Here is a 24,321-nt window from a genome sequence, read left to right on the forward strand (position 1 = left end):
AACGCGCCATCAGTCCTGAAAGACTTGCTCGTAGATGCCCACGACCTCCTGCACCGAGCGGGCATACTCTGCGGGACGCAGAGGGCGCTTGACTTCCTTTGCGTAGGTTGGATAGTCAAACAGGATCATCGAGAGCACCCAGGCCTCCGTCTCGACGTCCTCCGAGATAAGACCCTCGTCGGCGTAGGGCTGAAGCAGGCTCGCAATCAGGCGGCGCACCCGGTCGCGAACCGGGATGCGATCCACCTCGACGTCGCGAAGCAAGATGAGGCCGCCAACCACTTCGTTCAGCCGCTTCGTATTCGAGCTGTCGAGCGCCTTTGAGTGCGTGCCGATGCGCGCGGCAAAGCGCTGGCGCAACAGCTGGTCCATCTCGGTCAGGAGCTCGGAGGCCGTGCGCGAGGCAAGGTCGTACTTGTCTTGGTAGTAGCGATAGAAGGTGCCCTTGTTCACAAGCGCCGCATCGCAGATTTGGCTTACGCTGAGCTTGCCGAGCGAATTTGTTTGCATAAGCTCGAGCAGGGCGTTCTCGATGCAGTGGCGCGTGCGGATAACGCGCAGGTCAGTATGGACTTCGTCCTTCTCGTCCTTCATGGTTGCCTCATTTTTCCAAAAATGGAACTATCAGTATGTTTTGCGACAAAGTGTATGCATATCTTATCAAATCATGTCGCTTTTGCTCATTGTGAGAAAAACTGAACATGAGAAGATTCTCTCTGAGAAAATATGCACGCTTATTCTTAGCGGCAAAGGGAGGAAACCTATGCAGTCCAAGCTAGTCCATGCGGCAGAGCGCAAGGCGTTCTCGGCCGTCATAGACCAAATCATCAAGGCGGGATCAGGCGAGGATCGCGAGAAGAACATCGACCATTTGGTAGACATGGCCACCAAGCTTTTGAAGGATTCCGTGCCCGGCGCGGCAAAGGGCATGCGCACGGCGCTCTACCCCGGATCCAAGTGGGAGCAGTGGATCTTCCGCGTCATCGACGAGACCGACCCCAACGTCCTCAAGACCGCCGTGCTGAACGGCGCCTACGAGGCCGCCTTCCGCGGCTACCGCGACACCATCGCCAACGCCGAGGAGCACCAGTGCAACGTTCCTTGGATCGTCATCTTTGACCCCACGAGCGCCTGCAACAAGCACTGCGTGGGCTGCTGGGCGGCCGACTACGAGAAGACGCTCAACCTCACCTACGACGAGATGGACAGCCTGGTGACCCAGGCCAAGGCCCTCGGCACGCACCTCTTCATGCTCACGGGCGGCGAGCCGCTCGTGCGCAAGAAGGACGTCCTGCGCCTTGCCGAGAAGCACAACGACTGCCTCTTCAACATCTTCACGAACGCGTCGCTCATTGACCAGCCGTTCTGCGACGAGGTCAAGCGCCTGGGCAACCTGGTGTTCTCGGTGTCGCTCGAGGGCTCCGAGCAGTCCAACGACGCCCGTCGCGGCGACGGCTCCTACGACGAGGTCATGGCCGCCTTCGACCTCATGCACAAGAACGGCCTGCTCTATGGCACGTCTACCGCATACACGCGCCTGAACACCGAGGTCGTCACCTCTGACGAGTACTTCGACAAGATCATCGAGAAGGGCTGCCGCTGGGCGTGGTACTTCCACTACATGCCCGTCGGCGAGGGCGCGAACGCCGACCTCATGCCCACGATCGAGCAGCGCGAGTACATGATCGACCGCATCCGCACCGTCCGCGGCTACGAGGGCGGCAAGCCCATCTTCGCGATGGACTTCCAGAACGACGGCGAGTACGTCGGCGGCTGCATCGCCGGCGGCCGCATCTTCTGCCACGTGAACGCCCGCGGGGACGTGGAGCCGTGCGTCTTCATCCACTACTCCAACGCCAACATCAAGGAGATGAGCTGGGAGGAGTGCCTGCACCAGCCCATCTTCCAGGCCTACCGCGAGAACTACCCGTGGAACAAGAACATGCTGCGCCCCTGCCCGATGCTCGAGAACCCCGGCATCCTGCCGCGCATCGTCCACGAGGCCAACGCAAAGTCCACCGAGTACGTCGCCCCGGAGGACGTGGACCATCTTTGCTCCCGCACCGCGCCGTATGCGCGCGCTTGGCAGCCCGTCGGCGACCGTATCTGGCTCGAGCAGCACCCCACTGGCGTCAAGGAGTACGGCAACGACGTCTCCGGCAAGAGCGCCAAGGAGCGCGCCGAGCGCATCGAGGCCGACGACAAGAAGAACGCCGCCGTTCTCGACTAGCAGAAAAAAGCACGTTACATCGCAAGTGACTTTGGGCGACCCGCCGCACAGCGGGTCGCCTTTTTTGGCGGCATACCCCTGGGCTGGGGGAGCTCACCCCAGACGAGATGTTCCGCTCCAAGATTGCGGCGGCCTTCCCACCGCCGACCGAACATGTCCTGCTGGTTTTATGCCGTTGGGCGGTGAGGCCATTTGTGTCCGCCGACTGGTCCATCATGTATGTCGACTAGAACATACGTTTGGTTTTTGGGAGGCAGCCATGGGACAGGGGGACGCGCGTCCGCACGACGCGGCGGACATCGGGCACTACCTGTGCATTGACATGAAGTCGTTCTACGCAAGCGTGGAGTGCGTCGACCGCGGGCTCGACCCCCTGACGGCAGACCTCGTGGTGGCAGACCCCACCCGCGGCGACGGAACGCTGTGCCTGGCCGTCTCGCCGCACCTCAAGGCTCAGGGCGTCTCGGGGCGTGCCCGCGTGTACCAGATCCCCAGCCGGCTCACCTACACCAAGGCCATGCCGCGCATGCGCCGCTACATGGAGGCCTCGGCAGACGTGTACCAAACATACCTGCGGTGGGTCTCGGCGCAAGACGTTCATGCCTACTCGTGCGACGAGGCGTTCTTGGACGTTGGCCCCTACCTGCGCTACTACGGCTGCAGCGCAGAGGAGCTTGCCGGGCGTATCATCGCGGACGTGCACGAGCGGACCGGCCTGGTGGCGACGGCGGGCGTGGGCACCAACCTCTTTCTCTGCAAGGTTGCCTGCGACATCGTGGCAAAGCACGCGCCAAACTTCATCGGGCAGCTTGACGGGGCGTCCTTCAGGCGGCGCGTCTGGCACCACCGCCCCATCACGGACATCTGGGGCGTAGGGCCCGGCATCGCGCGACGGCTGCTCGCGCGCTTTGGCGTGCGCGACCTCGAGGGAGTCTGCCACATTCCTTGGGAAGACCTCCGCCGCGAGTTTGGCACCAACGCACGCCATCTGGCAGACCACGCGCGCGGCATAGAGACAACAACGCTTGCGCAGATCAAGGAATACCAGCCCGCAACCAGCTCGATCAGCAACGGGCAGGTGCTGATGCGCGACTACGAAGAGGACGAGGCCCTGGTGGTTGCGCTCGAGATGCTCGACGAGAGCGCGCTCGAGCTCACGCGCCGGGGGATGCTTGCCTCAAGCGTCAGCGCATGGATGGCCTGGTCGCACGCGAACGGCCGCAACGGGAGCGGCGTCGGCGGGCAGATAACGCTGCCCGAGCCCACAGACTCGCGCGACCAGCTTGCCCAAGCCGTCTCGTCAATCCTCAAGGCGCGCATGGGAAGCGGCCTCAAAGTGAGGCGCGTGGGCATAGGCCTTGGCGGCCTTGTGCCCGAGCGCGGCTCGCAGCCAACGCTCTTCTGCAACGAGGAGGCTCGCGAGAAGGACCGCCGACTTCAGCGTGCCGTGCTTGCGGCACGCGGGCGCTTTGGCAACACCGCCGTCATGCGCGGACGCTCGCTTACCCAAGCGGGCACCGGCTTTGAGCGCAACCTGCAGATTGGAGGCCACCATGCCTAGGAGCTCGTTTGGAAACAGCGGTTTCGACCAGCGCGCCATTCGCTCTGACGGCCACGCCGCCGCATCGGACGCGGCGCAGTTTGCGCCCTTTGCAGCGCTGAGGGGGCTGTCGGAGCTTCTGGACGAGCGCACGCAGGACAACCAGGCCGAACCGCGCCACAGCCTGACCGAAGAGGAGGCTGCCGCAATGAGCGAGACAGTGCTCTCGCTTCGCCGCGGCGACGTCGTGCGCTGCCAAGTCTACGACGGGCGGCGCTACGTTGCCGTCTTGGGCACCGTCACGCGCATCGACCTCGTTGAGCGCGAGATTCGCATAGACGACAGGCCCGTGCGCTTGGATGACCTGCGCTGGATAGAGCGCGTCTAGCTCGCTTGCGGCAAAAAGCTGGGACGAGCGATGGCAGAGCCTGGAGGAAAGAGGCGCTACGTGCGCGTGCGCTGCGAGATCTTTGAGGACGGATCGGTCACTCCGCTGGCCGTGCTCTGGTCTCCTGGCATCACGTACGAAATCACCAAGGTGGCGCGCGTCGAGTCATGGTCGTGTCTGGGCACCGGTCGTGGCAAGCGCTACACCATCTGGGTGGGCGGCCACCAGACCTTCCTCTACTGGGACACCAACCGCTGGTACGTGCACGAGCGCCAATGGATGCCACGCCAAGAGGGCGTGGCGCCCAACGGCCGCCTGCGCCCGCAAGGAGCTTCGCAATGACGGTCGATGGCCGCCGGGCGCGCAGAGAGCCTACATCCCCTCGCTGTCGAAGGGCCAGTCGCGGAGGGAGCCGCTGCACCTCAGCATCACGAGCGTCAGAAAGATCTTTGTGACGACGGGACCGGCGTCCACGTCGACGCCCATAACTTCTTGAATCTTCTTCAGGCGGTAGTAAAGCGTGTTCCTATGGATGCCAAGCCTTTCGCAGACAAGCGAGGTGTCCCGCGGCATCAAGAGGTAGCAGACGAGCGTCTTGAGCAGCTGCGTGTTGTTCACGCGGTCATACTCCCTCAGGACAAGCAGCGGCCGATACTCGTAGGAGCTTATGGGAAGGTCGCTGGAGACCCGGTAGACAAGATCGTACAGGCCAAGCTCCTCAAACTGGCAGACCAGCGTCGTGGGCAAGAGCCGCTCCCCCGTCTTAAGGGCATGCTGCGCCTGCGTCACGCGCTCGCTCGTCTCGGCGGCGTCCTCAAAGGTGCCGCTCACGCCAATCTTGACCTGGGCGTCTCTCGCAAGGCTCTCGAGCTTCTCGAGCGTGTCCTTCTCCAAGCTGGGGCTGTTCGAGGACATCAGGCAGATGACCTTGGAGATTCGGACAAGGTAGACGGTGCCGGCAATGACGTCCTGGATGCGGTGGGCGATGAGGTTCAGCTCGGTAGAGCTTCTGCGGTCGCCGCTCGCGTCGATGAGCAGAACGTGCAGGTAGCGCTTGAGCTTCACGCCATGAGCGGCAAGGCGCTCCCTTACGTCAGCCTGCTCGCTGCTCTTAGGATCGTCCAAAAGATTCGCCAGGACATACGAGATGTAGTTGGTCATGCTGCGGGTGTAGACGCCGTTCTTCTTCATCTCGATGGCAAGGATGTTGGTAATGCGCGAGAGGTACTCGACCTCCATCTGTGACAAGCCGCGCTCGTCGGTAAAAAGGAGCAGCGACCCCACGAACGTGCTTCCGATGTAGACGTTGGTGACATAGCAGATGACGCCTCCGCGCGTACCCCGCACCGCAAAGCGCACGGGCTCGGGCAGGTCCTTGCGCCCTCCGCTCGCGCCAACCATCTCGGAATACGACTGCGTGTTGAGATGACCCTGCTCAAGCTCCTCTCGCATGGTCGACTTGGGAAGCGGGCGGCTTTCCGAGTAGGCAATCACGTTGCTCTCACGGTCGACAAGGGCCGCCGGCGAGTCAAAGAGCTCCGCGACGGCATCGACTACCTGCTGCGTTCCGTCGTCGTTCATGATCATGGCCATGATCGTGCCAAGCCCTCGCGACAAGTTCTGCTCTTGGGCAAGAAGCGAGACGGCCAAGAGGAAGCCCTTCTCAAACGCGGCGGCATCCGTATAGACAATGGCGTTCTCGCCCTCGCCGGCGGGCGAGAAGGACGCGGCATCGTGACACAGCACGACCCAGCTTCGATTGCCGGTATCCGGAAGCATGCGGTAGTGCTCCTCGCTAACAAAGCAGAGGATCGTCTTCTCTTTGGGAGCCGGCTCCCCAGCGATGCGCACGGCAGACCAGACGTCATCTCTTGGCCGAGATGCAAACGCAGGACAGCTGCCGTCTTTGTCGAGAAGCTCAACCAGCCTGGACCACTTCACGGAGCATCACCACACAACTTGATTTTCTTACCGTTCGCGGGTTTTCGCTTAGAACCTGGCGTTTTCGAACTGTTGAAAATCACAGTTTTCGCACTAGGTCGCAAGCAGACACGCAAGCTCACTTTTCCGTCTTAAACGCCAAGAAAAATATAGCTAACACCAGAAAGTTTTTCATGCCTCATTCGTCTTCAGTGTGCAATTTCACAAATTGAATTCTCTTCCCACACGCAAAACTCCTAGGTAGCAAGCAGGCAGCGAGCGGACATCCCGGGAACGCTCGGCACGCTATGCAAATCCCACGTATAAAGGAGAATCATGGCAGAGAAAGAGCGGCCCACAAAAGGAAGGGGTTACAGCGCAAGGGGCAAGCTTGTCATTGCCTACGTATGCCTCGTCGCCTTTGCCGGCCTCGCAATCACGAACAGCTTCCTCAATCTTCAGACGGGCATCTTTGCCCAGACCTTCGGGTGGAGCGAGGACGCGCTGCTTTCCCAGAACAGCTACTTTGGCTGGTTCTCGGTTGTCTTGGTGCTCATCATTGGCTCGGTCTTAACCAAGCACTCCCCGCGCGTAATGGCAATCGTGGTCGGCGCCATCTATACGCTCAACGCCTTCCTCGTTCCCTACATCAGCGCGCAATGGCAGTACACCGTCGCCATGGGCATCATCAACGTACTCAACACGCTTTGGATGATCCAGATCAACTCGATCTTCATCTCCAACTGGTTCCCCAAGAAGACCCCGTCCATCATGGGAATCATGGCTCTGGCCATGGCGCTTGGCACCGGCCTTGGCGTATCGCTCTTCAGCGCCCTGACGGCTTCCCTTGGCGGGACGGCGGGAGCCTGGAACGTGTTTGGCGTGCTCAACGTCATCGCGCTTCTCATGGTCATCTTTGGCATCAAGGACTTCCCCGAGCAATGCGGCGAGTACCCCGACAACGACCCCTCGGAGAGCAGCCAGGAAATCCTCAACGCCCAGCGCAAGGGCATCGAGTCGATGGCGAGCCGTCCGACCGCCTGGACCTTCAAGAACCTCGTGACGACCCCGCAGGTTTGGCTCATCGGCCTTGCCCTAGGCGCCCTGCCCCTCTTTACCTCGGCATACACCTCTCAGATGTTCCCGCACTTCCTCTACGTCGGCTTTGACCAGGCAACCGCCGGCATGCTGACGATGGTCATGTCCATCTGCGCCTGCATCGGATCCATCGCATGCGGCGCCATTGCTCAGAAGCTCGGAGCGCGCAAGGGCACGCTCATCTGCCTCGGCTGCGCCGTCATCGCCGGCATCCTCAACGCCATCACCACGGCAGCCACCGTCGTCATCGCCCTCGTGTTCGTCGGCATGGTTCTGGGCGGTTCCTCGACCTTCCTCGTGGCGACGCTGCAGGAGTACTGGGGGCGCTTCGACTTCCCCCGCGCCCAGCGCGTGGTCATGCCAATCCAGCAGCTCGTCGGCGCCTGCGGGACGCTCGTTATGGTCGCGTGCCGCATGATGGGCGGCTACGAGTTTGCCTACATGGTCATCGCCGTGGTCTGCGCGATCGCCTTCGTCTTCATCTTCGCGGTCAAGGGTGACTCCATCGCCAAGCGCAAGGCCCAGCTTGAGAAGCAGATGGGGATTGAGTCCGCGCCCATGCCGGAAGGCTTCCCTGGCCCCGACGGCGCTCCGGCTCCCGAAGGGGCGCCCCAGGCAGCGGGCGCGCCAAGGCACTAGCCCAATCAGTGGTCACACGAGCAAGCGCTCGAAACATGAAGGAGGAAACGCAATGTCAGTCAAAGACGATGCAGTGAAGGTATTGGTCGACAAGGCAGCGGAGCTTCACGGCAAGGACCCGGCAACCCTTGGCCCTGACACCGAGTTCGTGAAGGACCTGGGCGCAAAGTCGGTTGACTACGTGCTTCTCAGCACCGCGCTCGAGGACGAGTTTGAGGTCGAGGTTCCCTACGTCGCAATTCGCGCCTGCAAGACGTTCGCCGACGCGGGCCAGTACGTCGAGGACCAGCTCTAGCACCAAGCACGTCACATCATACGGCGGCTAACCATTTCGAAAGGACACATCATGAAGCCATACAGGGCATTCAAAGGCATCCCCACCTACGACGACGAGGACCCGCGCTGGATCGTGAAGACCGAGCACTGGGAGGGCGAGGACATCGACGTCATCTACCGCAAGGGCAACGGCACCATGAGCAAGGAGCAGATGGCCGAGGCGCGCAAGCAGGGCAAGTTCGTTCCCCCGTTTGTCTACTCCGCGCCTTGCGACACCCACACCTACGAGTGCATGCCTGGCATCCTGTGCGACCGCGACACCCCCGTCAAGCTCCGTGACGGCGTCACGATCTACGCCGACATCTACCGCCCGAAGGACTCTGGCCCGGTTCCGCTGATCATCTCCTGGGGCCCCTTCGGCAAGAACATGCTCGAGGTCGGCGGATTCAAGGCCATGGGCGTTCCGCCTCAGGCAGTCTCCAAGTTCGCAAAGTTCGAGTCCGCTGACCCCGCCTATTGGGTCCCCAACGGCTATGCCGTGGCAAACGTCGACCCGCGCGGCGTCGGCCACTCCGAGGGCTACGTCTCGATCTGGGGCGTCCAGGACCACTACGACGGCTACGACTTCATAGAGTGGGCGGCCAAGCAGCCTTGGTGCACCGGCAAGATCTCGATGTTCGGAAACTCTGGCGTCTGCATGGTCATCTGGGGCATCGCTTCCACCCAGCCGCCTCACCTCACCTGCATCGCCGGCTGGGAGGGCACCGGCGACATGTACCGCGAGAGCTTTGCGCTCGGCGGAATCGACAACCCCAACTACAACGAGATCATGATCAACACGGTTGCCTGCAACACCTACGTCGAGGACGTGCCCAACATGTACGCCGCGCACCCGTTCTATGACAAGTACTGGCAGATGCGCACGCCCAAGTGGGAGAACATCAAGATCCCGGCCTACATCTGCTCTGGCATGTGCCACATCCATAACCGTGGCTCCTTCGAGGCCTTCCGCAAGATCCGCTCGCCCAAGAAGTGGATGCGCGCGCACCGCGAGATGGAGTGGCCTGACACCTACAACCCCGAGAACGTGGCCGACCTCAAGAAGTTCTATGACCGCTACCTCAAGGACATCCACAACGGCTGGGAGTTCACGCCCAAGGTTCGCATTGACGTCATGGACGCCTATGACTTCGACTTCCGTCCCAAGCGCCCCGAGAACGAGTTCCCCCTCAAGCGCACCCAGTACAAGAAGATCTACCTCGACGCCGCCACGCACTCCGGGTCGTTCGAGCCCTTCCCGACCCACTCCGAGGTCGTCTACGACCCCAAGACCGAGATGACCACCTTCGACATCACCTTCGACGAGGACACCGAGATCACGGGCTACATCAGCGCGCACCTGAACATCGAGTGCCGCGGCTACGACAACATGGACCTGTTCCTCTGGGTCAAGAAGCTTGGGCAGAACGGCGAGTACGTTCCCATCTCCTGCATCGACACCCCGTACCGCGGTGCCTGGGGCTACCTGCGCGGCAGGCGCCGTGCGCTCGACCCCGAGCTCTCCACCGACTTCCAGCCCGTCCTTGCCCACCAGAAGGACGAGCCGATGGAGCAGGGCAAGATCTACCCCGTGGACATCGAGTTCTACCCGCACTCCCGCATCTGGCACAAGGGCGAGACGCTGCGCCTGGAAATCGAGGGGCGCTTCATCAAGACCGACTGGTTCGAGGACGACCACAACAACCCCGAGGAGGACAACGGCGACGGTATGCATGTCATCCACACCGGCGGCGAGTACCAGTCTTGGCTCCAGGTCCCCGTCATTCCTCCCAAGTACGTGAGCGGTGACTACGTGATCCGCTAGGCGCGACCTTCTCCAACGCTTCAATTTCTGCTCTTGGTGCGGCAGCCCTCTTGGCTGCCGCACCCATAAAGGGGCCGCTTGCCCCTAGGCAAAGAGGAAATCCCATGACTACTGCATTCAAGATACTGACGCTCTCCGTCGGCTCGACATCGACCAAGGCGGCCGTCTTCGAGGGCGACAAGCCGCTCCTGCGGTCGAACATCCACCACGACGCCGACGAGCTTTCCGCCTTTGACGACCCCCGCGACCAGCAGGAATACAGGACGCGTGCGATTCTAGACGAGCTTTCCGGCAAGGGCTTCTCGATTGACGGCATGGATGCGTTCTCCGGCTACTGCGGCGGGCTCAAGCCAGCGGTTGGCGGCACGTACCTCCTGAACGCGCAGGCCGTTGCCGACGCTACCGACGGACGCACGAACCACCCTGCAATTCTCGCCGTGCCCATCCTGTTCGACTTCTCCAAGCGCACCGGCAAGCCCGCCTTTGCAGTGAACCCGCCCGACACCGACGAGCTCGCCGACGTCGCGCGCATCTGCGGATACCCCGGCATCTACCGCGAGAGCCACGTGCACTGCCTCAACCAGAAGGAGTGCGCGATACGCTTTGCGGCCTCGCTCGGCAAGCGCTACGACGAGGTCAACGTGATCGTGGCCCACGTGGGCGGCGGCCTTTCCGTGGCGGCGCACCAGCACGGCCGCATGGTTGACACCACAGACGTCCTTCGCGGCGAGGGGCCCTTCTCGCCCAACCGCTCGGGCGACGTTCCCGCAAAGCCCGTCGCGGCGCTCTGCTTTGACGGCAAGCACACCAAGAAAGAGGTCGACAACGTCATCGGCAGGACCGGCGGCCTCAAGGGCCTTCTGGGCACCGACGACGCGATGGAGATAGAGCGACGCATCGACAGCGGCGACAAGTGGGCAACTCTTGTGTACCACGCGATGGCCTACCAGCTTGCCAAGCAGGTGGGCGCCTTTGCCGCCGCCATGGCAGGCAAGGTCGACGGGATCGTTCTGACCGGCGGGGTCTCAAACGACGAGCGCTTCGTCGAGCAGGTCAAGCAGCTCACAAGCTGGATTGCGCCCGTCGTTGCCTACGGCGGCGACTTCGAGATGGAAGCCCTGGCCGCGGGGGCCGTTCGCGTGCTCTCCGGAAGCGAGGAAGCGCTCACCTATACGGGCGAGACTCTGTTTGGCGGCTTTCCCTATGAGGGCGCCATCGCCCCGATCGAGCTTGGCGCGTGAGAGCCATGCCATCCGCTAGCAGCGCCGCCAACAAGGCCGGCACCAAGAGGAGAGGCAGCAACTATGCCTATGCCATCGTCGCCTCGTGCATAGCCATCATCGGCATTCCCTGCGCCCTGGTCTTGAGCTGCGCGGGCATCTACTTCAGACCGGTCAGCCAGTACTTTGGGGTCTCGACGTCCGAGTTCACGCTGTACTTCTCGATCCTGAACGCCGTCATGATGGTCACCCTCCCAATTGACGGCAAGATCGTCTCGACCGTCGACGCACGCATCGTCTACTCCGCCTGCGTGGCAATCGATGGCGTCACCTATTGCCTGATGTCGCAGGTCACGGCCGTCTGGCAGTTCTACGTCGCAGGGGCCATGCTCGGCGTGGGCACCGCTCCTTTGATCTACTTCTGCGTCCCCACGCTCATCAACGCTTGGTTCAAGAAGCGCGCCGGATTCTTCATTGGGCTCTGCATGTCGTTTACCGGCATTGGCGGCGTGATCTTCAACCAGGTTGGGTCGATGCTCATAGGGTCGGCGGCTGACGGATGGCGAAGCGGATACCTCACGTTTGGCATCATCATGCTGGCGGCGGCGCTGCCGTTCACGGTCTTCGTGGTTCGCTCTCGCCCCTCTGACCTCGGGCTTCTGCCTTATGGCGCAGATGCGGACGGCGAGCCTGCCGCCGCAAGCGATGAGGTCGCTCAAAAGAAGGACGCGCCCCAGGAAAAGACCTCGGTCGCGATCTTTGTCGCCGTCGCGCTCTTCTCGTTCTTGATAACGCTGAACCAGACGGTCTATCAGTTCCTCTCGTCGTACTGCTCGTCGCTTGCAGAGTCGCTTCCCCAGCTTGCGGCCTACACCGGTGCCATCGCGTCATCGTGCATGGCAGGCCAGGCCATAGGCAAGGTCATCCTTGGGGCGATCAACGACAGGAGCGTCCGTGGCGGAATGACCTTTGGCATCGGGTCGGGCATCGTCGGCGTGCTTTTGATGATGCTCTTCCCCCAGGTGCCCGCTCTCCTGATGGCCGGCGCGTTTCTCTTTGGCTTTGTCTATGCCTGCACCACCGTCCAAGTTCCGCTGCTGACGCGCAAGGCGTTCCCAGACGGCGACTACACCACCATCTACTCGCGCGTCTCGACCGTAGGCGCGCTTGGCAGCGTGATCGCGACCATGCTCTGGAGCTTTGTCATCGAGCTTCCCGGAGGCTACGTGCTCATGTTCTGCCTCAGCATCGCATGCATGGTATGCGCCTATCTGCTGGGATCGGTTGCCCTGAGGTCGGCCAAGGCGAAGACCAAGGCGGCGAATTCATCAACTAAGTAACCAATTGGAAAGGAAGTTCACTATGGGACTCATGGACTCTCTTAGGGTAAAGGCCGCTGCCAGCCCCCAGCGCGTCGCCTTCTGCGAGGGCACGAACGAGACGATGATGCGCGCGGTCGCCGAGCTGACCGCAGCCGGACTTGCGAAGTGCGTGCTTGTAGGAGACGTTGCCGAGCTGCAGCAGCTGGCCAAGGAGCGGGGCATCTCGCTGGACGGCGTCGAGCTTGAGGACGTCGGCGACGAGGCAAGAAACGACGCCCTCGCCGACCGCTATACGGCGCTTCCCACCTGCCTTCTCTCGCGCAAGAGCGTGCTGCGCAAGCTTCGCAAGCCGATGGACCACGCCATGATCCTCCAGGCGCTCGACGACGTGGACGTGACCTTCTCGGGCATCGACTGCTCGACGCAGGACGTCATCCTTGCCGGCCAGACCTTCGTTGGCCTTAAAGAGGGCATCGACACGATCAGCTCGATGGGCATCTTTGACATCCCAGGCTGGGAGGGCTCCGAGGGGAGCCTCCTCGGCTTTGGCGACTCCGCCGTGTGCGTCAACCCAGACCCGAGCCAGCTGGCGTCGATTGCCATCTCGGCCGCAGAGACCGTGCACGCGCTTGCCGGCTGGGAGCCGCGCGTGGCGCTGCTCTCCTACTCTACCGACCACTCCGCGAGCGGCGAGCTTGTCGACAAGGTGCGCGAGGCCGTCAGAATAGCCAACGAGCGCCGACCCGACCTCAAGATTGACGGCGAGTTCCAGCTGGACGCCGCCATCAGGCCCGAGATTGCAAAGAAGAAGGTCCACCGCGACAGCGAAGTCGCTGGCAAGGCCAACGTCATCATCTGGCCGGACATCAATGTTGGAAACGTCGGCGTCAAGCTGGTGCAGAACTTTGCCCATGCCGACGCGTACGGCCCGATGCTGCAGGGCTTCAAGAAGGTCGTGTGCGACTGCTCGCGTTCCGCGCCGGTGTCCGAGATTGTGGGCAACGTCGTGATGTCCTGCGTCCGCGCGCAAGCCGAAAAGGAGGCCTAGCATGAATGCACAACCTGCCCCCTCAGCGCCCGTGGCGAACGAGGTCCGAGCGGCCCAGCAAAGCCCGCGCAAGCAGTGGAGGGTCCTGGCGATAAACCCCGGCTCCACCTCCACCAAGATTGGGCTCTTTGAGGGCGAGACCTGCCTTCTGTCCGAGACCGTCCGCCACTCCGCAGAGAAGCTCGCCACGTTTGCCACGGTCTCCGACCAGCTGCCCTATCGTCGCGACCAGATCATGGCCCTGCTCAACGAGAAGGGCGTCGACCTCTCCACCATCGACGCGTTCGTTGGGCGCGGGGGCGGCCTTCAGGCGCTGCCGGGAGGAACCTACGCCGTCAACAGCACGCTGCTCCACGACGCGCAGCGAGGGTCAAACGGAATCCAGCACCCCGCGCAGCTGGGAAGCCAGCTCGCGCACGAGTTTGCCTTGTTCGCATCTCCCGGCGGGAAGCCATGCTTTGTCGTGAACCCGCCCGACACGGACGAGCTTTGCGACCTTGCCCGCATGACCGGGGTCAAGGGCGTGTATCGCCACGTGCACCTGCATGCGCTCAACTTGAAGGAGACGGCAATCCGGCACGCCAAGAGCATCGGCAAGCGCTACGAGGACTGCAACTTCATCGTGTGCCATCTTGGCGGAGGCATCTCGGTCTCGGCCCACCAGCATGGGCGGATGATCGATGGCAACGACATCGCAGGCGGAGACGGGCCCATCGCGCCCACCCGCTGCGGGTCGGTGCCCGTGATCGAGATGGTTGACTACCTGAAGACCCATAGCGAGAGGGAGGCGCTCGGCCTCTGCATGAAGACGGGTGGCTTCGTCAGCCTGCTGGGGACCTCCGACGCGACCGAGGTCCTTGACCGAGCAGCCCACGGCGACAAGGCGGCAAAGCGGGCATGGGATGCCATGGTATATCAAATCTGCAAGTGCATCGGCGAGATGGCGTGCGTGCTCTCCGGCGAGGTCGACGCCATACTCTTGGGAGGAGGCCTTGCCCACAGCACGCAGCTCGTCTCCAGCGTCGCAAGCCGCTGCGAGTGGATTGCGCCCGTCGTGGCCTATCCGGGCGAGTTCGAGCTCGAGGCGATGGCCGCCGGAGCAAGGCGAGTGCTCGACGGAGAAGAGCAGGCGCTCGAGTACACCGGCGTTCCTGTGTTCACGGGCTTCGACGACTAGGCGCTGATGGCGGAACCCGAGCGCCTTGGTTTCGTGACGCAGCGTTGTGAACGAGCCCCCGCCCGCGCGACACCGTGCGGGCGGGGGCTTTTCGTTGCTAGGCAAGGCCAAGAGCTACAGGTCTCTGCGAGTCACGATCTCCTGCGGCACGAGACGGCAGCCGTCGATGACCGCACGCACGTAGGCTGCCTCCTCCTCGCGCAGCTCGTCACAGAGAATCGAGAGGTCGGGCACGTCGACGTTCGTCTGTCCGGTCTCCTCGTTGTCTGCGGGATCGGGGTAGCGCTCCATGGCCTTCTCGATCATCAGCCGGTAGGCAGGCACGAACGGCTTGAAGGGGTAGCGGTCTCCCAGCACGCTCTTCAGGCGCAGCATCACGTCGAAGCCGGCGCGGTCGATGTCGCCCCAGTAGAGCACCTCGACGGAATCGGCACCCAAGGTGTCGAGCAGCAGCGCAAGGCGGTTTCGCTCGACCACGACGATGCCCGCGCCGAGCACCACGGCGTGGATGCGCTCGCCCAAGATGGTGGTGCGCCCCTCCTCGTACATGATGTCATGAACGTCCAGGTAGGGGTCGAGGTTTTCCGTCACCAAAACGCGCATGTGATGGCGAAGGCGAGGCGCGTGAAACACCAAGTCGGCGCGGGGCATCGGGCGGTGGCGTATAACGTCCTCCATTCCCAATGCGCGCAGCAGCTTGTAGCCATCGGAGCCGTATTCGAAGAACTTCTCGTCGCCACCAAGCTGGTAGGCAAGCTGGCGGCGCGTGATGTCGCCGGAGAAGGTGCCATCCGAGAGCGCCTCGTTGATGCCCGTGAGCTCGCGCTCGTAGAGCGTGTAAGCTCCGGGGTGGCTCAGGAGCCAGCCATTCATCCAGAAACGCTGGTCAAGGGCAAGGATCTTCTCGCGAACCTCGTTTACTGCAGGACCCCCGCGACGCACGTAGGGAACGTCGGCTAGGCGCTTGGGGCCGCCATGGTTGCCCGAATCGTGATTGCCCGCATTCTTTGCGGGCTCGGCAGGCGCGGCTGTCGCGACGCTCTCAGACTGACCGGCACCGTCGCTGGCGTTGGCGTCATCATCCCCCTTGGCGCCATCTTGGTCGTTCTCGCCGGGCTCGCTTGCAGCGGCATCGTCTGGGAGCGGGTCTGCATCGTCTGTTGCCTCTCCCCCATTGGTCGGGTCTTCGCCATCCTGAGGTGTGGACGCATCCTCCTCGGCTGCATCAGAGCCGCCGGAGACGGTTGCGTCAGAGTCTTCGTCATATGCATCGTCAGGCTGGAGCAGCGAATACGTGCCCATCGTTGGGTCGTCCTCAACAAGCACCGCTTGAAGCACCGCGCCCTTGAGCGTGTCTGCATCCTCGTCGTAGCGTGAGAATATCTCGTCGAGCTGCTCATCCGAAACGAGCTCGCCCTTTGAGCGAACGAGCGCGCTGGCGATTGCAGCCGTCTTCCCCCTCAGCAGCGGCTCGCTGACCTCGCGCAGCTTTTTGTCAAGAAACTCGAGCTCTCTGTGCTCGGCTATGGTCAATTTGCGCGCCATGCCACATCCTTTCAAAAACGTTCATTCTTAAGAGGATACGGCAAGTGCCCGCGTTCGCTGGGCCGCGAAGCGACAGCGCGGCCAAAGCAGCAGCTAATTCAAAGGGACATAAAGAAAGTTGCTGGCTCGTGGCGCTACAGGAACATCTCCAGCGCATAATCCCCGCGCTCATATCCACCAAAGCCATCGCTTTCTGGATAGTAGCGCCTGAAGCCATGCGACTCATAGATGTGGATGGCGGCCGCAAGCGAGCTGTTGGTCAGGATGTGGATGCGGTGCGCTCCGGAGTGTATTAGACGACTTTCATTTCTCTTCCTCTCGCACCTTTAGGCCCATGATTTTCTCGATGGCCCTCATATGCTTGACAAGCTCCTCGCACTGCTCGTCCGATAGGTTGGCGACGGCGTCGCGAACGACGCCTCTTCCCAGCCGCTCGTAGTGCGCCACCTGAGAGAGACCCTTTACTGGGAAGGTGCGAGCAGACGAGCGTCATCTTTCCCGAGAGCGCGACGTCGCCCGAGCCCGCAGGCGCCAAGAAGTGGCTGCCCGCCCTCACGGCGTGCTCGACGCCGGCGCCGTCGCGCGCCGACCCCTCGCCCTCGATCACGGAGAGGCACAGGAACGGCCATGGCTTGCAGTGCATGCGGTGGTCGGTCTTCTGTGCTTGGGACAACTGCAGTACTCAGCGAGCAAGCCCTTCTCGACAATACCGATGAAACGGTCACCTTGGTGAGAAGCCCATGGCCCGTGAAGATTCCCGCAGGGGCATTCCGATTTGGCCGATTGCTATGCACCAATGGCATACCATCGCTTTCTGAACGATTGGCAGCTATGGCGGAGATTCAAAAAGATGCCTGGTAAATCACACCGTTAGACGTTTTTCTCGCATCGCCGATGGTTATGAAAGCAGTGCGTTTGGGGCATGCTCGACGAATTGCCCACATGGCGGCCACTCCCTAGAATCGGTGTTTGGGGCGGCGACTTACCTCCCCAGCTAGCAACCAATTTGGGAGATGACCGAGGTCCATGGCGGAATCGCGTGGCAGTAGGGGTATAGACATGCTTAACGGCCCCATCGCGGGCAAACTGGTGCGTTTTGCCCTGCCTCTCGCGGCGGCGGGCATCCTGCAGCAACTGTTCAACTCGACCGACGTCGCGGTTGTCGGTCGGTTTGACAGCACTACCGCACAGGCAGCTGTCGGCGCCTCCGGTCCGCTGATTAACCTGATGGTGACGCTGTTCACCGGTATCTCGCTCGGTCTGAACGTGTGCGTCGCCAGCTTGATAGGATCGGGCGAGCGCAAGCGCATAGAGCCCGCTGAGCACACGGGCATCATGCTCTCGCTCGTGTGCGGTCTCATAACCATCGCACTGGGCGAGGCTCTTGCAGACCCACTACTCCGCATCATGTCCACCCCCGAAAGCGTTATCGGGGATGCTGTCATTTACCTGCGGATATTCTTCGTCGCCATCGCATTCCAACTGGTGTATGACTTCGCGGCGTCAGTGCTTCGCGGCAGCGGCGACAGCTCGCGCCCGATGTACGTGCTGGCCGTGTCGTCGGTGATTAACCTCGTGTTCGACCTGCTGCTCGTAGCGGGAGTCGGCATGGGCATCGCTGGGGCAGCCATCGCCACCGTCATCGCAAACGCCTTCAGCGCAGGCGCGGTGCTCCTCATGCTCGCGCGCGACACAGGCGACATCCACTTCAGCCCCCACGCGCTGCGCATCGAGCGCCGCTACCTTCGGACAATCCTCTCGGTGGGACTTCCCGCCGGCCTGCAGGGAGCAATCTTCTCGGTTTCCAACATGATTATCCAGGCGGGCATCAATGCGTTCGGACCCGAGGTCATTGACGGCAATGCCGCCGCTCTCAGCTTCGAGTACCTCACGTACTACGTGGTCTATGCGTTTGCACAGGGGGCGACCACGTTTACCAGCGCGAACTTCTCGGCTCGAGACCCGGCACGATGCCGTCGCGTATACCGCGCGGGCATGTTGCTGGGCATCGGTCTCTCCAGTGCGCTGGCCGTCACGATCGCCGTCTTTCGCAGCAGCCTTGTGCTCATATTCACGTCCGACCCCGGTGTGATTCCCTATGCTGAGCTTCGCATTCTCTTCGTGACGATGCTCAATGGCATATCAGGGACCTACGAAGTGCCGGGCGGCTGCTTGCGCGGCATGCGTCACTCTACCGTCCCCACCGTGATCACCGCCATAGGATCGTGCGTGGTCCGCATCCTTTGGGTATGGGTGGTCATGCCACTCACGGGCATGACCACTTACCTTGACCTGGTAATTATCTTCCCGCTCTCGTGGGCAGGCATGGGGGTCGCCATGAACATCATCTACTTCAAGATTCGACGGGAGGAGTTCGCGCACATGGCTCAGACAGCCGTGGCCGCCTAGAGCTACGCACCCACGGCCTTAACTGACTCGGCAGCTTCGTCAGGCATATTACGCATGAATCGTAGCGAGGTGAGAACAGAGGCTGTGAGCGGAAGACGAAGGCGGCGGCAGGAGGGGCTTCCCCCTCTTGTCGCCGTCCGCCTTAGACCGAAATGCCTCTGGAGACTTTATTGACGCGCTTACGAATTGCTGGGAAGGTGCGAGCAGATGAGCATCATCTCTCCCGAAAGCGCGACGTCGCCCGAGCCCGCAGGTGCCAAGAAGTGGCTGCCCGCCTTCACGGCGTGCTCGACGCCGGCGCCGTCGCGCGCCGACCCCTCGCCCTCGATCACGGAGAGGCACAGGAACGGCCATGGCTGCGCCAAGGTCTTCTCGCCCGAGACGCGCACGCGCTCGACGTCGAAGTTGGGGCAGCTCATGAGCTCGGTCACGCCATCCGCCTCGGGAGCGGTGACCTCGCCCGAGGTCGGGGGAATCTGGTCGTAGTCCACGACGTCGAGCGACTGCTGGATGTGAAGCGGGCGCTTGGTCCCGTCCGGCTGTACGCGGTCAAAGTCGTAGACGCGGTAGGTGACGTCTGAGGACTGTTGGGTCTCAAGGATGAGTGTGCCGCCCATGATGGCATGCATTGTGCCGGGCTCGATGCGGAAGAAGTCGCCCGCCTTGATGGGCACCTTGTTCAGCATGTCATCCCAGCGGCCGTCGGCGATCATGGCGGCGAGCTCCTCGCGGCTCTTGGCACGCTGGCCCACAATGATCTGCGTGCCCGGCTTGGCGTCAATCACGTACCAGCACTCGCGCTTGCCAAGCGAGCCGTTCTCGTGCTCGGCCGCGTAGGCGTCGTCTGGGTGCACCTGCACCGAGAGGTTGTCGCGAGCGTCCAGGATCTTGATCAGCAGGGGGAAGCGGTCGCCCTCGGCACCGGCGAAGAGCTCGTGGTGGTCGCGCCACAGGTCGGAGAGGTAGCTGCCTTCAAACTCTCCGCCGTCCACAAGGCAGTCGCCGTTCGGGTGCGCGCTGATGCCCCAGCACTCCCCCACTGGACCGTCGGGGATGTCGTAGCCGAAGCGGTCCGCCAGCTCGCGCCCGCCCCAAATCTTCTCGTGGAACACCGGCCTCAAGAAGATGAGGTCAGGATTGGTTGCGGCAATAGTGTCTGCCATGAGAGCGTCTCCCATCAGAGTAAGCAGCTTAGATGCAACGTCGAGGATATCAGTCCTGTACGCCTGAAGAGTGGGATATGCAAGACTTCTGCCCAATCTTCTCGCGCACTGGGGAACGACGGGAAAACCCAAGCGGACGGGTATATCTCATCTGCGCGACCACAGTTTGAAAGGAGCCATTCATGAAGAAAGAGCTTGGGGTGCATCCCTATCTGTTTCCTATGCCGGTGTTGATGATTGCCACGTATAACGAGGGCGGCTCAGTCGACGTGATGAACATGGCTTGGGGCGGCATCTGCGCGAACGACATGGTGTCTCTCAACATCAACGAGCGGCACAAGACCACGGCAAACATCAAGAGGAACCACGCGTTTACGCTCTCGGTTGCCGACGTTGACCACATAAAGGAGGCCGACTTCTTTGGCATCGCTTCTGGCAACAAGATGGACGACAAGTTTGAGCGCTCGGGTCTCACGGCAACCAAGAGCAAAAAGGTCAACGCGCCTATCGTAAACGAGTTCCCCCTGACACTTGAGTGCGAGGTAGTCGAGATGGGGCAGGCCGCCAACGGATACCGCGTGGTGGGAAGAATCGTCGGGGTCCTCGCCGAAGACCGCGTGCTGGACGAGAGCGGGAAGGTCGACCCCACCAAGCTGGGCGCCTTCTGCTTCGACCAGTTTCAGAACGGCTACTACGCCATTGGCGACAAGGTTGGCCAGGCATGGAGCTCTGGCATGGAGCTCATGAAGAAGTAGCGCGCTCTGCGCGCTACTTAAAGCGCCGTTCCGGGGATACCCGGAGCGGCGCTTTTCTTTCCTTCGGCGCCTCGCCTGCACCGAACTCGCCTTAGTGCGAGTTTTGGGACTCTTGCTGCACCGAACCCGCCTTAGTGCAGGCCCCTTTGGAGCGCATTCCGAAGCGGGCGCACAGGAGCCGGAATCGCGCAAACGCTCTACCTGCGGCTTTGCGGGGAGATGACCCGAGGCGGTACCCGTCGGCCCCTTCGGGGACCCGACCAGGGCCTGCACTAAGGCGGGTTCGGTGCAGCGCGGCGGGGATTTTTCGCACTAAGGCGAGTTCGGCGCACGGACGCCGCCCATCCGCGTGGAAGTGCCTACTCTGCGCTAGCCAGCTGGTGCTTGTAACCTTCGCCCCAATCCTTGAGTGCGTCCAAGATCGGCTTCAGGCTACGTCCCAAGTCGGTAAGCTCGTATTCCACGTGAGGCGGAACCTCGGGAAAGACTGTGCGCGTGAGAATCCCGTCCGCTTCCATAGCGCGCAAGTTCTGAGTGAGCACCTTCTGGGATATGCCGCCAATCGATCTCTTGAGCTGCGTGAAGCGTCGCGGTCCGTCCATGAGGTCGCGCAGAATCAGCACGCGCCAGCGGTTTGAGATCAGCGTGAGCGTCGTCTCCACCGGGCAAGGTGGAAGCTGTTCAAGAAGCTCCTGAGAGCTCAGTTGTGAAGAAGATGTGGCTGCCTTAGGCATATCTACCTCGATAGTTTCTATTTGGTGCCTACAGCACTTTTAAGTGCTTACTTACAACAGTATACCTTTCCTTGCATGATAAGGCTGTCCAAAGTAAACGGGCGCAGAGAGCGCCCGCAAGAAAGGAGACAGTCATGAAAATCGCAGTCATCGCAGCAAACGGCAAGGAAGGCAAGCTCGTGGTTGAGGAGGCCCTCCGTCGCGGCCACGACGTATGCGCTGTCGTGCGCGGCCAAAACAAGACCGCGGCAAAGAAGGCACTCGTCAAGGACCTCTTCGACCTCACGCCAGAGGACCTCGCGGGCTTCGACGTGGTGGTTGACGCCTTCGGCGCCTGGACGCCCGACGCGCTTCCGCAGCACTCTACCTCGCTCAAGCACCTCTGCGACATCCTTTCCGGAACGAGCACGCGCCTGATCGTGGTCGGCGGCGCCGGCAGCCTCTACCTGAACCCCGAGCACACCGCCCAGCTTGCCGACTCGCCCGACTTCCCCGACGCCTTCAAGCCGCTGGCCGCAGCCATGGGCAAGGCGCTCGGCGAGCTGCGACAGCGCGACGACGTGCGCTGGACCTACATCTCCCCCGCCGCCGACTTCCAGGCCGAGGGCGAGCGCACCGGAAAGTACCTGCTGGCAGGCGAGGAGCTCAAGCCCAACGACCGCGGCGAGTCGATCATCAGCTACGCTGACTTTGCCATCGCGCTGCTCGACGAGGCCGAGCGCACCAGCGATGCCCACATCCAGCAGCGCATTTCCGTCGTGCGCGCCTAGCGACGGCTCATAGCACAAAGCACACGAAAGGGGACGGGGATGGACCAACGCGAACGGCTTTGCTGGCTGATACAGGCGCTCGTCGCAGAGGACGCGCGCTACGCCGGGCTGACGATTCCGGAAGACGAGAGCGAACGCTTCATGCTGTATCGGTCTCTTGTGAACGTGCGGCCTCCCCGCCCCGCCTCGGCTGAGTACCTGCAGGTAGAGGACGCGTATCTGAAGGAGCGGGCCCGCAAGCGCGGCATCGTGGACGCAAGTGAGCTCGCCCCCGTGCGCCCAGACGAGCCACAGGTCTCGCTCTGGCAAGGCGACATCACCCGGCTTGCCACAGACGCAATCGTGAACGCCGCCAACTCGCAGATGCTCGGCTGCTTCGTCCCCTGCCACGGCTGCATCGACAACGCCATCCATACGGCAGCGGGAGTGCGGCTGCGCCTCGCCTGCGCCGAGCTCATGGACGAGCAGGGCGCCCCCGAGCCCACCGGCAGGGCAAAAATCACGCCAGGCTTCAACCTGCCGGCGAGAAACGTGCTCCACACGGTAGGACCGATCGTCCCCGACGGCCACCCTTCCCGCCACGACCAGGCGCTCCTTGCCAGCTGCTACCAGTCGTGCCTCGAGCTCGCGCACGAGCGCGGACTCTCGCAAGTAGCCTTCTGCTGCATCTCGACCGGCGAGTTCGGCTACCCCCAGCGCAAGGCTGCAAAGGTCGCCGTCGACTCCGTTCGCTCATTTCTCTCTGAACACTCCAACATGAAGGTGGTCTTCGATGTCTTCTCAAACGCTGACTTTGGCATCTACCAGGAACTTCTCGGCTGAGCTCGCACGGCTGCAAGAGGCCTTTGACCAGGCGGACGCAATCGTGGTCGGCGCGGGAGCTGGTCTTTCGACCGCCGCGGGCTTCACCTACTCGGGCGAGCGCTTCGAGCGCTGGCTCGGACCATGGCGCAAGCGCTATGGCTTTAGCGACATGTATTCCGGCGGCTTCTACCCCTATGACACGCTCGCCGAGTTCTGGGGCTATTGGAGCAAGAGCATCCTGGCAAACCGCTACGAGGCGGGCGTCGGCAAAACCTACCAGCAGCTGGTGGACCTTCTTTCCGAGCGTGACCACTTCGTGCTGACTACCAACGTTGACCACCAGCTCCAGCTTGCGAGCGAGCCGCACGACAAGCTCTTCTACACCCAAGGCGACTACGGCCTCTTCCAGTGCTCGAAGCCCTGCCACGCCAAGACCTATGACAACGAGCAGCAGGTCAGAGCCATGGCCGCAGCGGTGGACGAGAAGATCGCCGCGCAGCGGGCGGCGGGCGTGAGCGACGAGGCGCTGGACCTCTCGGTGCCCGAGGAGCTCGTGCCACACTGCCCCGTCTGCGGCCGGCCCATGACCACCAACCTGCGCTGCGACGACAGCTTCGTAGAGGACAAGGGCTGGCACGAGGCAAGCCGTCGCTACGACCGCTACCTGCGCAAGCATTCGCATGGACGCGTGCTCTACCTTGAGCTGGGCGTCGGAGGCAACACTCCCGGCATCATCAAGCTGCCGTTCTGGCGCCGCGTCGCGGAGAACCGCGAGGCAACCTACGCGTGCGTGAACCTTGGGGAGTCCTTTGCGCCAAGCCAGATTGCCGACCGGTCGATCCTGCTGGACGCCGACATCGCCCAGGTTGTCGACGCGCTGGCAAAGTAGGGCCCCGCTATCGCGAGGAGCCCTCCACCACATTGACGTCCACATAGTCGCAGGTCTGGCACTGGCGTGGCGCGTCGGAAGTGACCTCGCGGTAGGTGAGGCCCGCCCAGCGGCAGATGTCTTGCAGGATGGGGACCACGGACTGTCCGCGCTTGGTGAGCGAATACTCAACGTGCGGAGGAATCTCGTCGAAGCTCTTGCGCGCCACGATCCCCGACGCCATGAGCTCCTTGAGCGCGGAGGAAAGCACCGCGTCGGTCACGTTTGCCATCTCGTCGCGCAGCTCGCCATAGCGAAGCGTGCCCTTGGCGCCCAGCACGCAGATGATGCGGCTCTTCCACTTGCCGCCGAAGATGTCGAGCCCGTACTCCAAGGGACAGCGAATATCCTTCTCGAGCTTACGCTTTCTCGCCATGGCACTCCTAAAGTCGCAGATAAAAGTCACTATTAAAATGTTTAGTAACTCATAATTACACTGATATCTTATTATTTTTGAGCAACTTGTCTACCTTGGAGTCGTAAAGAGAGAC

Annotated in this window: 23 protein-coding genes and 1 pseudogene; 16 read left to right on the forward strand and 8 right to left on the reverse strand. The window is 62.2% G+C overall.

Translation table 11 applies throughout. The features are described 5' to 3' along the window. Nucleotides 1-9: 9 nt before the first annotated feature. Entirely contained in the window at nt 10-594 is a 585-nt protein-coding gene (locus ACOYJL_RS06345) for a TetR/AcrR family transcriptional regulator (RefSeq protein WP_433569381.1), read from the reverse strand. A 169-nt stretch (nt 595-763) separates the two neighbouring features. Here ACOYJL_RS06345 and ACOYJL_RS06350 point away from each other — a divergent pair, with 169 nt between their 5' ends. The 4 genes from ACOYJL_RS06350 to ACOYJL_RS06365 all read left to right on the forward strand — a co-directional run bounded on the left by ACOYJL_RS06350 (nt 764) and on the right by ACOYJL_RS06365 (nt 4,500). After that, nucleotides 764-2,230, forward strand: a complete 1,467-nt coding sequence (locus tag ACOYJL_RS06350; protein WP_433569382.1) for a radical SAM protein — start codon at nt 764-766, stop codon at nt 2,228-2,230. Between the two features lie 259 nt (nt 2,231-2,489). After that, a complete protein-coding gene (locus ACOYJL_RS06355; protein ID WP_433569383.1) occupies nt 2,490-3,791 on the forward strand; it encodes a DNA repair protein in 1,302 nt (433 codons plus the stop codon). After that, on the forward strand, nt 3,784-4,158 hold the full coding sequence (locus ACOYJL_RS06360) for a hypothetical protein (protein ID WP_433569384.1): 375 nt from the start codon (nt 3,784-3,786) through the stop codon (nt 4,156-4,158). The genes ACOYJL_RS06355 and ACOYJL_RS06360 overlap by 8 nt, the downstream gene beginning before the upstream one ends. Before the next feature lie 30 nt (nt 4,159-4,188). After that, entirely contained in the window at nt 4,189-4,500 is a 312-nt protein-coding gene (locus tag ACOYJL_RS06365; RefSeq protein WP_433569385.1) for a hypothetical protein, read from the forward strand. Nucleotides 4,501-4,530: 30 nt separating this feature from the next. On the opposite strand, the gene ACOYJL_RS06370 is transcribed toward ACOYJL_RS06365, so the two are convergent. After that, complete coding sequence (locus ACOYJL_RS06370) at nt 4,531-6,099, reverse strand: PucR family transcriptional regulator (protein WP_433569386.1); 1,569 nt, start codon at nt 6,097-6,099, stop codon at nt 4,531-4,533. Nucleotides 6,100-6,414: 315 nt separating this feature from the next. Between ACOYJL_RS06370 and ACOYJL_RS06375 the strand changes: the two genes are divergently transcribed. The 7 genes from ACOYJL_RS06375 to buk (ACOYJL_RS06405) all read left to right on the forward strand — a co-directional run bounded on the left by ACOYJL_RS06375 (nt 6,415) and on the right by buk (ACOYJL_RS06405) (nt 14,722). Beyond that, nucleotides 6,415-7,815 carry an MFS transporter gene (locus tag ACOYJL_RS06375; RefSeq protein ID WP_433569387.1) on the forward strand — a complete coding sequence of 467 codons (1,401 nt, stop codon included), beginning with the start codon at nt 6,415-6,417 and terminating at the stop codon, nt 7,813-7,815. Nucleotides 7,816-7,867: 52 nt separating this feature from the next. After that, complete coding sequence (locus ACOYJL_RS06380) at nt 7,868-8,110, forward strand: acyl carrier protein (protein WP_433569388.1); 243 nt, start codon at nt 7,868-7,870, stop codon at nt 8,108-8,110. A gap of 51 nt (nt 8,111-8,161) precedes the next feature. Further along, nucleotides 8,162-9,955 (forward strand): CocE/NonD family hydrolase, encoded by a 1,794-nt coding sequence (locus ACOYJL_RS06385; RefSeq protein ID WP_433569389.1) that lies wholly within the window; start codon nt 8,162-8,164, stop codon nt 9,953-9,955. 104 nt (nt 9,956-10,059) lie between these two features. Continuing rightward, complete coding sequence (gene buk / locus ACOYJL_RS06390) at nt 10,060-11,196, forward strand: butyrate kinase (protein ID WP_433569390.1); 1,137 nt, start codon at nt 10,060-10,062, stop codon at nt 11,194-11,196. A 5-nt stretch (nt 11,197-11,201) separates the two neighbouring features. Beyond that, on the forward strand, nt 11,202-12,515 hold the full coding sequence (locus tag ACOYJL_RS06395; protein ID WP_433569391.1) for an MFS transporter: 1,314 nt from the start codon (nt 11,202-11,204) through the stop codon (nt 12,513-12,515). A gap of 22 nt (nt 12,516-12,537) precedes the next feature. Further along, a complete protein-coding gene (locus ACOYJL_RS06400; protein WP_433569392.1) occupies nt 12,538-13,545 on the forward strand; it encodes a phosphate acyltransferase in 1,008 nt (335 codons plus the stop codon). Nucleotide 13,546: 1 nt separating this feature from the next. Beyond that, nucleotides 13,547-14,722: a butyrate kinase gene (buk, locus tag ACOYJL_RS06405; protein ID WP_433569393.1), complete on the forward strand. Its 1,176-nt coding sequence runs from the start codon at nt 13,547-13,549 to the stop codon at nt 14,720-14,722. A 114-nt stretch (nt 14,723-14,836) separates the two neighbouring features. Here buk (ACOYJL_RS06405) and ACOYJL_RS06410 read toward each other — a convergent pair whose 3' ends face one another. The 3 genes and pseudogenes from ACOYJL_RS06410 to ACOYJL_RS06420 form a co-directional block, all read right to left on the reverse strand. Further along, complete coding sequence (locus ACOYJL_RS06410; protein WP_433569394.1) at nt 14,837-16,267, reverse strand: Wadjet anti-phage system protein JetD domain-containing protein; 1,431 nt, start codon at nt 16,265-16,267, stop codon at nt 14,837-14,839. A gap of 303 nt (nt 16,268-16,570) precedes the next feature. Beyond that, nucleotides 16,571-16,714 carry a hypothetical protein gene (locus ACOYJL_RS06415; protein ID WP_433569442.1) on the reverse strand — a complete coding sequence of 48 codons (144 nt, stop codon included), beginning with the start codon at nt 16,712-16,714 and terminating at the stop codon, nt 16,571-16,573. A 37-nt stretch (nt 16,715-16,751) separates the two neighbouring features. Next, nucleotides 16,752-16,910 (reverse strand): annotated as a pseudogene (locus ACOYJL_RS06420) (mannose-6-phosphate isomerase); the annotation flags it as partial. Nucleotides 16,911-17,326: 416 nt separating this feature from the next. Here ACOYJL_RS06420 and ACOYJL_RS06425 point away from each other — a divergent pair. Next, nucleotides 17,327-18,676, forward strand: a complete 1,350-nt coding sequence (locus ACOYJL_RS06425; protein ID WP_433569395.1) for an MATE family efflux transporter — start codon at nt 17,327-17,329, stop codon at nt 18,674-18,676. Nucleotides 18,677-18,855: 179 nt separating this feature from the next. Here ACOYJL_RS06425 and ACOYJL_RS06430 read toward each other — a convergent pair whose 3' ends face one another. Continuing rightward, complete coding sequence (locus ACOYJL_RS06430) at nt 18,856-19,839, reverse strand: type I phosphomannose isomerase catalytic subunit (RefSeq protein WP_433569396.1); 984 nt, start codon at nt 19,837-19,839, stop codon at nt 18,856-18,858. A 182-nt stretch (nt 19,840-20,021) separates the two neighbouring features. Here ACOYJL_RS06430 and ACOYJL_RS06435 point away from each other — a divergent pair, with 182 nt between their 5' ends. Then, on the forward strand, nt 20,022-20,594 hold the full coding sequence (locus ACOYJL_RS06435) for a flavin reductase family protein (protein WP_433569397.1): 573 nt from the start codon (nt 20,022-20,024) through the stop codon (nt 20,592-20,594). Between the two features lie 359 nt (nt 20,595-20,953). On the opposite strand, the gene ACOYJL_RS06440 is transcribed toward ACOYJL_RS06435, so the two are convergent. Next, entirely contained in the window at nt 20,954-21,328 is a 375-nt protein-coding gene (locus ACOYJL_RS06440; RefSeq protein ID WP_433569398.1) for a winged helix-turn-helix transcriptional regulator, read from the reverse strand. Nucleotides 21,329-21,462: 134 nt separating this feature from the next. Here ACOYJL_RS06440 and ACOYJL_RS06445 point away from each other — a divergent pair, with 134 nt between their 5' ends. From ACOYJL_RS06445 to ACOYJL_RS06455, 3 genes are read left to right on the forward strand one after another with little or no spacing between them, the layout of a single operon-like run. Beyond that, a complete protein-coding gene (locus tag ACOYJL_RS06445) occupies nt 21,463-22,098 on the forward strand; it encodes an NAD(P)-dependent oxidoreductase (RefSeq protein ID WP_433569399.1) in 636 nt (211 codons plus the stop codon). 39 nt (nt 22,099-22,137) lie between these two features. Then, nucleotides 22,138-22,920, forward strand: a complete 783-nt coding sequence (locus ACOYJL_RS06450) for a protein-ADP-ribose hydrolase (protein WP_433569400.1) — start codon at nt 22,138-22,140, stop codon at nt 22,918-22,920. After that, nucleotides 22,871-23,791 (forward strand): SIR2 family NAD-dependent protein deacylase, encoded by a 921-nt coding sequence (locus ACOYJL_RS06455; protein WP_433569401.1) that lies wholly within the window; start codon nt 22,871-22,873, stop codon nt 23,789-23,791. Before ACOYJL_RS06450 ends, ACOYJL_RS06455 begins: the two co-directional genes overlap by 50 nt. Nucleotides 23,792-23,798: 7 nt before the next feature. Here ACOYJL_RS06455 and ACOYJL_RS06460 read toward each other — a convergent pair whose 3' ends face one another. Then, nucleotides 23,799-24,206, reverse strand: coding sequence for a winged helix-turn-helix transcriptional regulator (locus ACOYJL_RS06460; RefSeq protein WP_433569402.1), 408 nt, complete (start codon nt 24,204-24,206; stop codon nt 23,799-23,801). Nucleotides 24,207-24,321: the final 115 nt, after the last annotated feature.

The organism is Tractidigestivibacter sp. (assembly GCF_050946515.1).
Taxonomy (GTDB): domain Bacteria; phylum Actinomycetota; class Coriobacteriia; order Coriobacteriales; family Atopobiaceae; genus Tractidigestivibacter.

Coding starts and splice junctions, on each gene's coding strand:
- ACOYJL_RS06365 (WP_433569385.1), top strand. CDS start 4,189: ATGGCAGAGCCTGGAGGAAAGAGGCGCTACGTGCGCGTGCGCTGCGAG.
- ACOYJL_RS06385 (WP_433569389.1), top strand. CDS start 8,162: ATGAAGCCATACAGGGCATTCAAAGGCATCCCCACCTACGACGACGAG.
- ACOYJL_RS06425 (WP_433569395.1), top strand. CDS start 17,327: ATGCTTAACGGCCCCATCGCGGGCAAACTGGTGCGTTTTGCCCTGCCT.
- ACOYJL_RS06445 (WP_433569399.1), top strand. CDS start 21,463: ATGAAAATCGCAGTCATCGCAGCAAACGGCAAGGAAGGCAAGCTCGTG.
- ACOYJL_RS06395 (WP_433569391.1), top strand. CDS start 11,202: ATGCCATCCGCTAGCAGCGCCGCCAACAAGGCCGGCACCAAGAGGAGA.
- ACOYJL_RS06360 (WP_433569384.1), top strand. CDS start 3,784: ATGCCTAGGAGCTCGTTTGGAAACAGCGGTTTCGACCAGCGCGCCATT.
- ACOYJL_RS06440 (WP_433569398.1), bottom strand. CDS start 21,328: ATGCCTAAGGCAGCCACATCTTCTTCACAACTGAGCTCTCAGGAGCTT.
- ACOYJL_RS06355 (WP_433569383.1), top strand. CDS start 2,490: ATGGGACAGGGGGACGCGCGTCCGCACGACGCGGCGGACATCGGGCAC.
- ACOYJL_RS06380 (WP_433569388.1), top strand. CDS start 7,868: ATGTCAGTCAAAGACGATGCAGTGAAGGTATTGGTCGACAAGGCAGCG.
- ACOYJL_RS06450 (WP_433569400.1), top strand. CDS start 22,138: ATGGACCAACGCGAACGGCTTTGCTGGCTGATACAGGCGCTCGTCGCA.
- ACOYJL_RS06375 (WP_433569387.1), top strand. CDS start 6,415: ATGGCAGAGAAAGAGCGGCCCACAAAAGGAAGGGGTTACAGCGCAAGG.
- ACOYJL_RS06410 (WP_433569394.1), bottom strand. CDS start 16,267: ATGGCGCGCAAATTGACCATAGCCGAGCACAGAGAGCTCGAGTTTCTT.
- ACOYJL_RS06350 (WP_433569382.1), top strand. CDS start 764: ATGCAGTCCAAGCTAGTCCATGCGGCAGAGCGCAAGGCGTTCTCGGCC.
- ACOYJL_RS06430 (WP_433569396.1), bottom strand. CDS start 19,839: ATGGCAGACACTATTGCCGCAACCAATCCTGACCTCATCTTCTTGAGG.
- buk (WP_433569390.1), top strand. CDS start 10,060: ATGACTACTGCATTCAAGATACTGACGCTCTCCGTCGGCTCGACATCG.
- ACOYJL_RS06345 (WP_433569381.1), bottom strand. CDS start 594: ATGAAGGACGAGAAGGACGAAGTCCATACTGACCTGCGCGTTATCCGC.
- buk (WP_433569393.1), top strand. CDS start 13,547: ATGAATGCACAACCTGCCCCCTCAGCGCCCGTGGCGAACGAGGTCCGA.
- ACOYJL_RS06400 (WP_433569392.1), top strand. CDS start 12,538: ATGGGACTCATGGACTCTCTTAGGGTAAAGGCCGCTGCCAGCCCCCAG.
- ACOYJL_RS06455 (WP_433569401.1), top strand. CDS start 22,871: ATGTCTTCTCAAACGCTGACTTTGGCATCTACCAGGAACTTCTCGGCT.
- ACOYJL_RS06460 (WP_433569402.1), bottom strand. CDS start 24,206: ATGGCGAGAAAGCGTAAGCTCGAGAAGGATATTCGCTGTCCCTTGGAG.
- ACOYJL_RS06435 (WP_433569397.1), top strand. CDS start 20,022: ATGAAGAAAGAGCTTGGGGTGCATCCCTATCTGTTTCCTATGCCGGTG.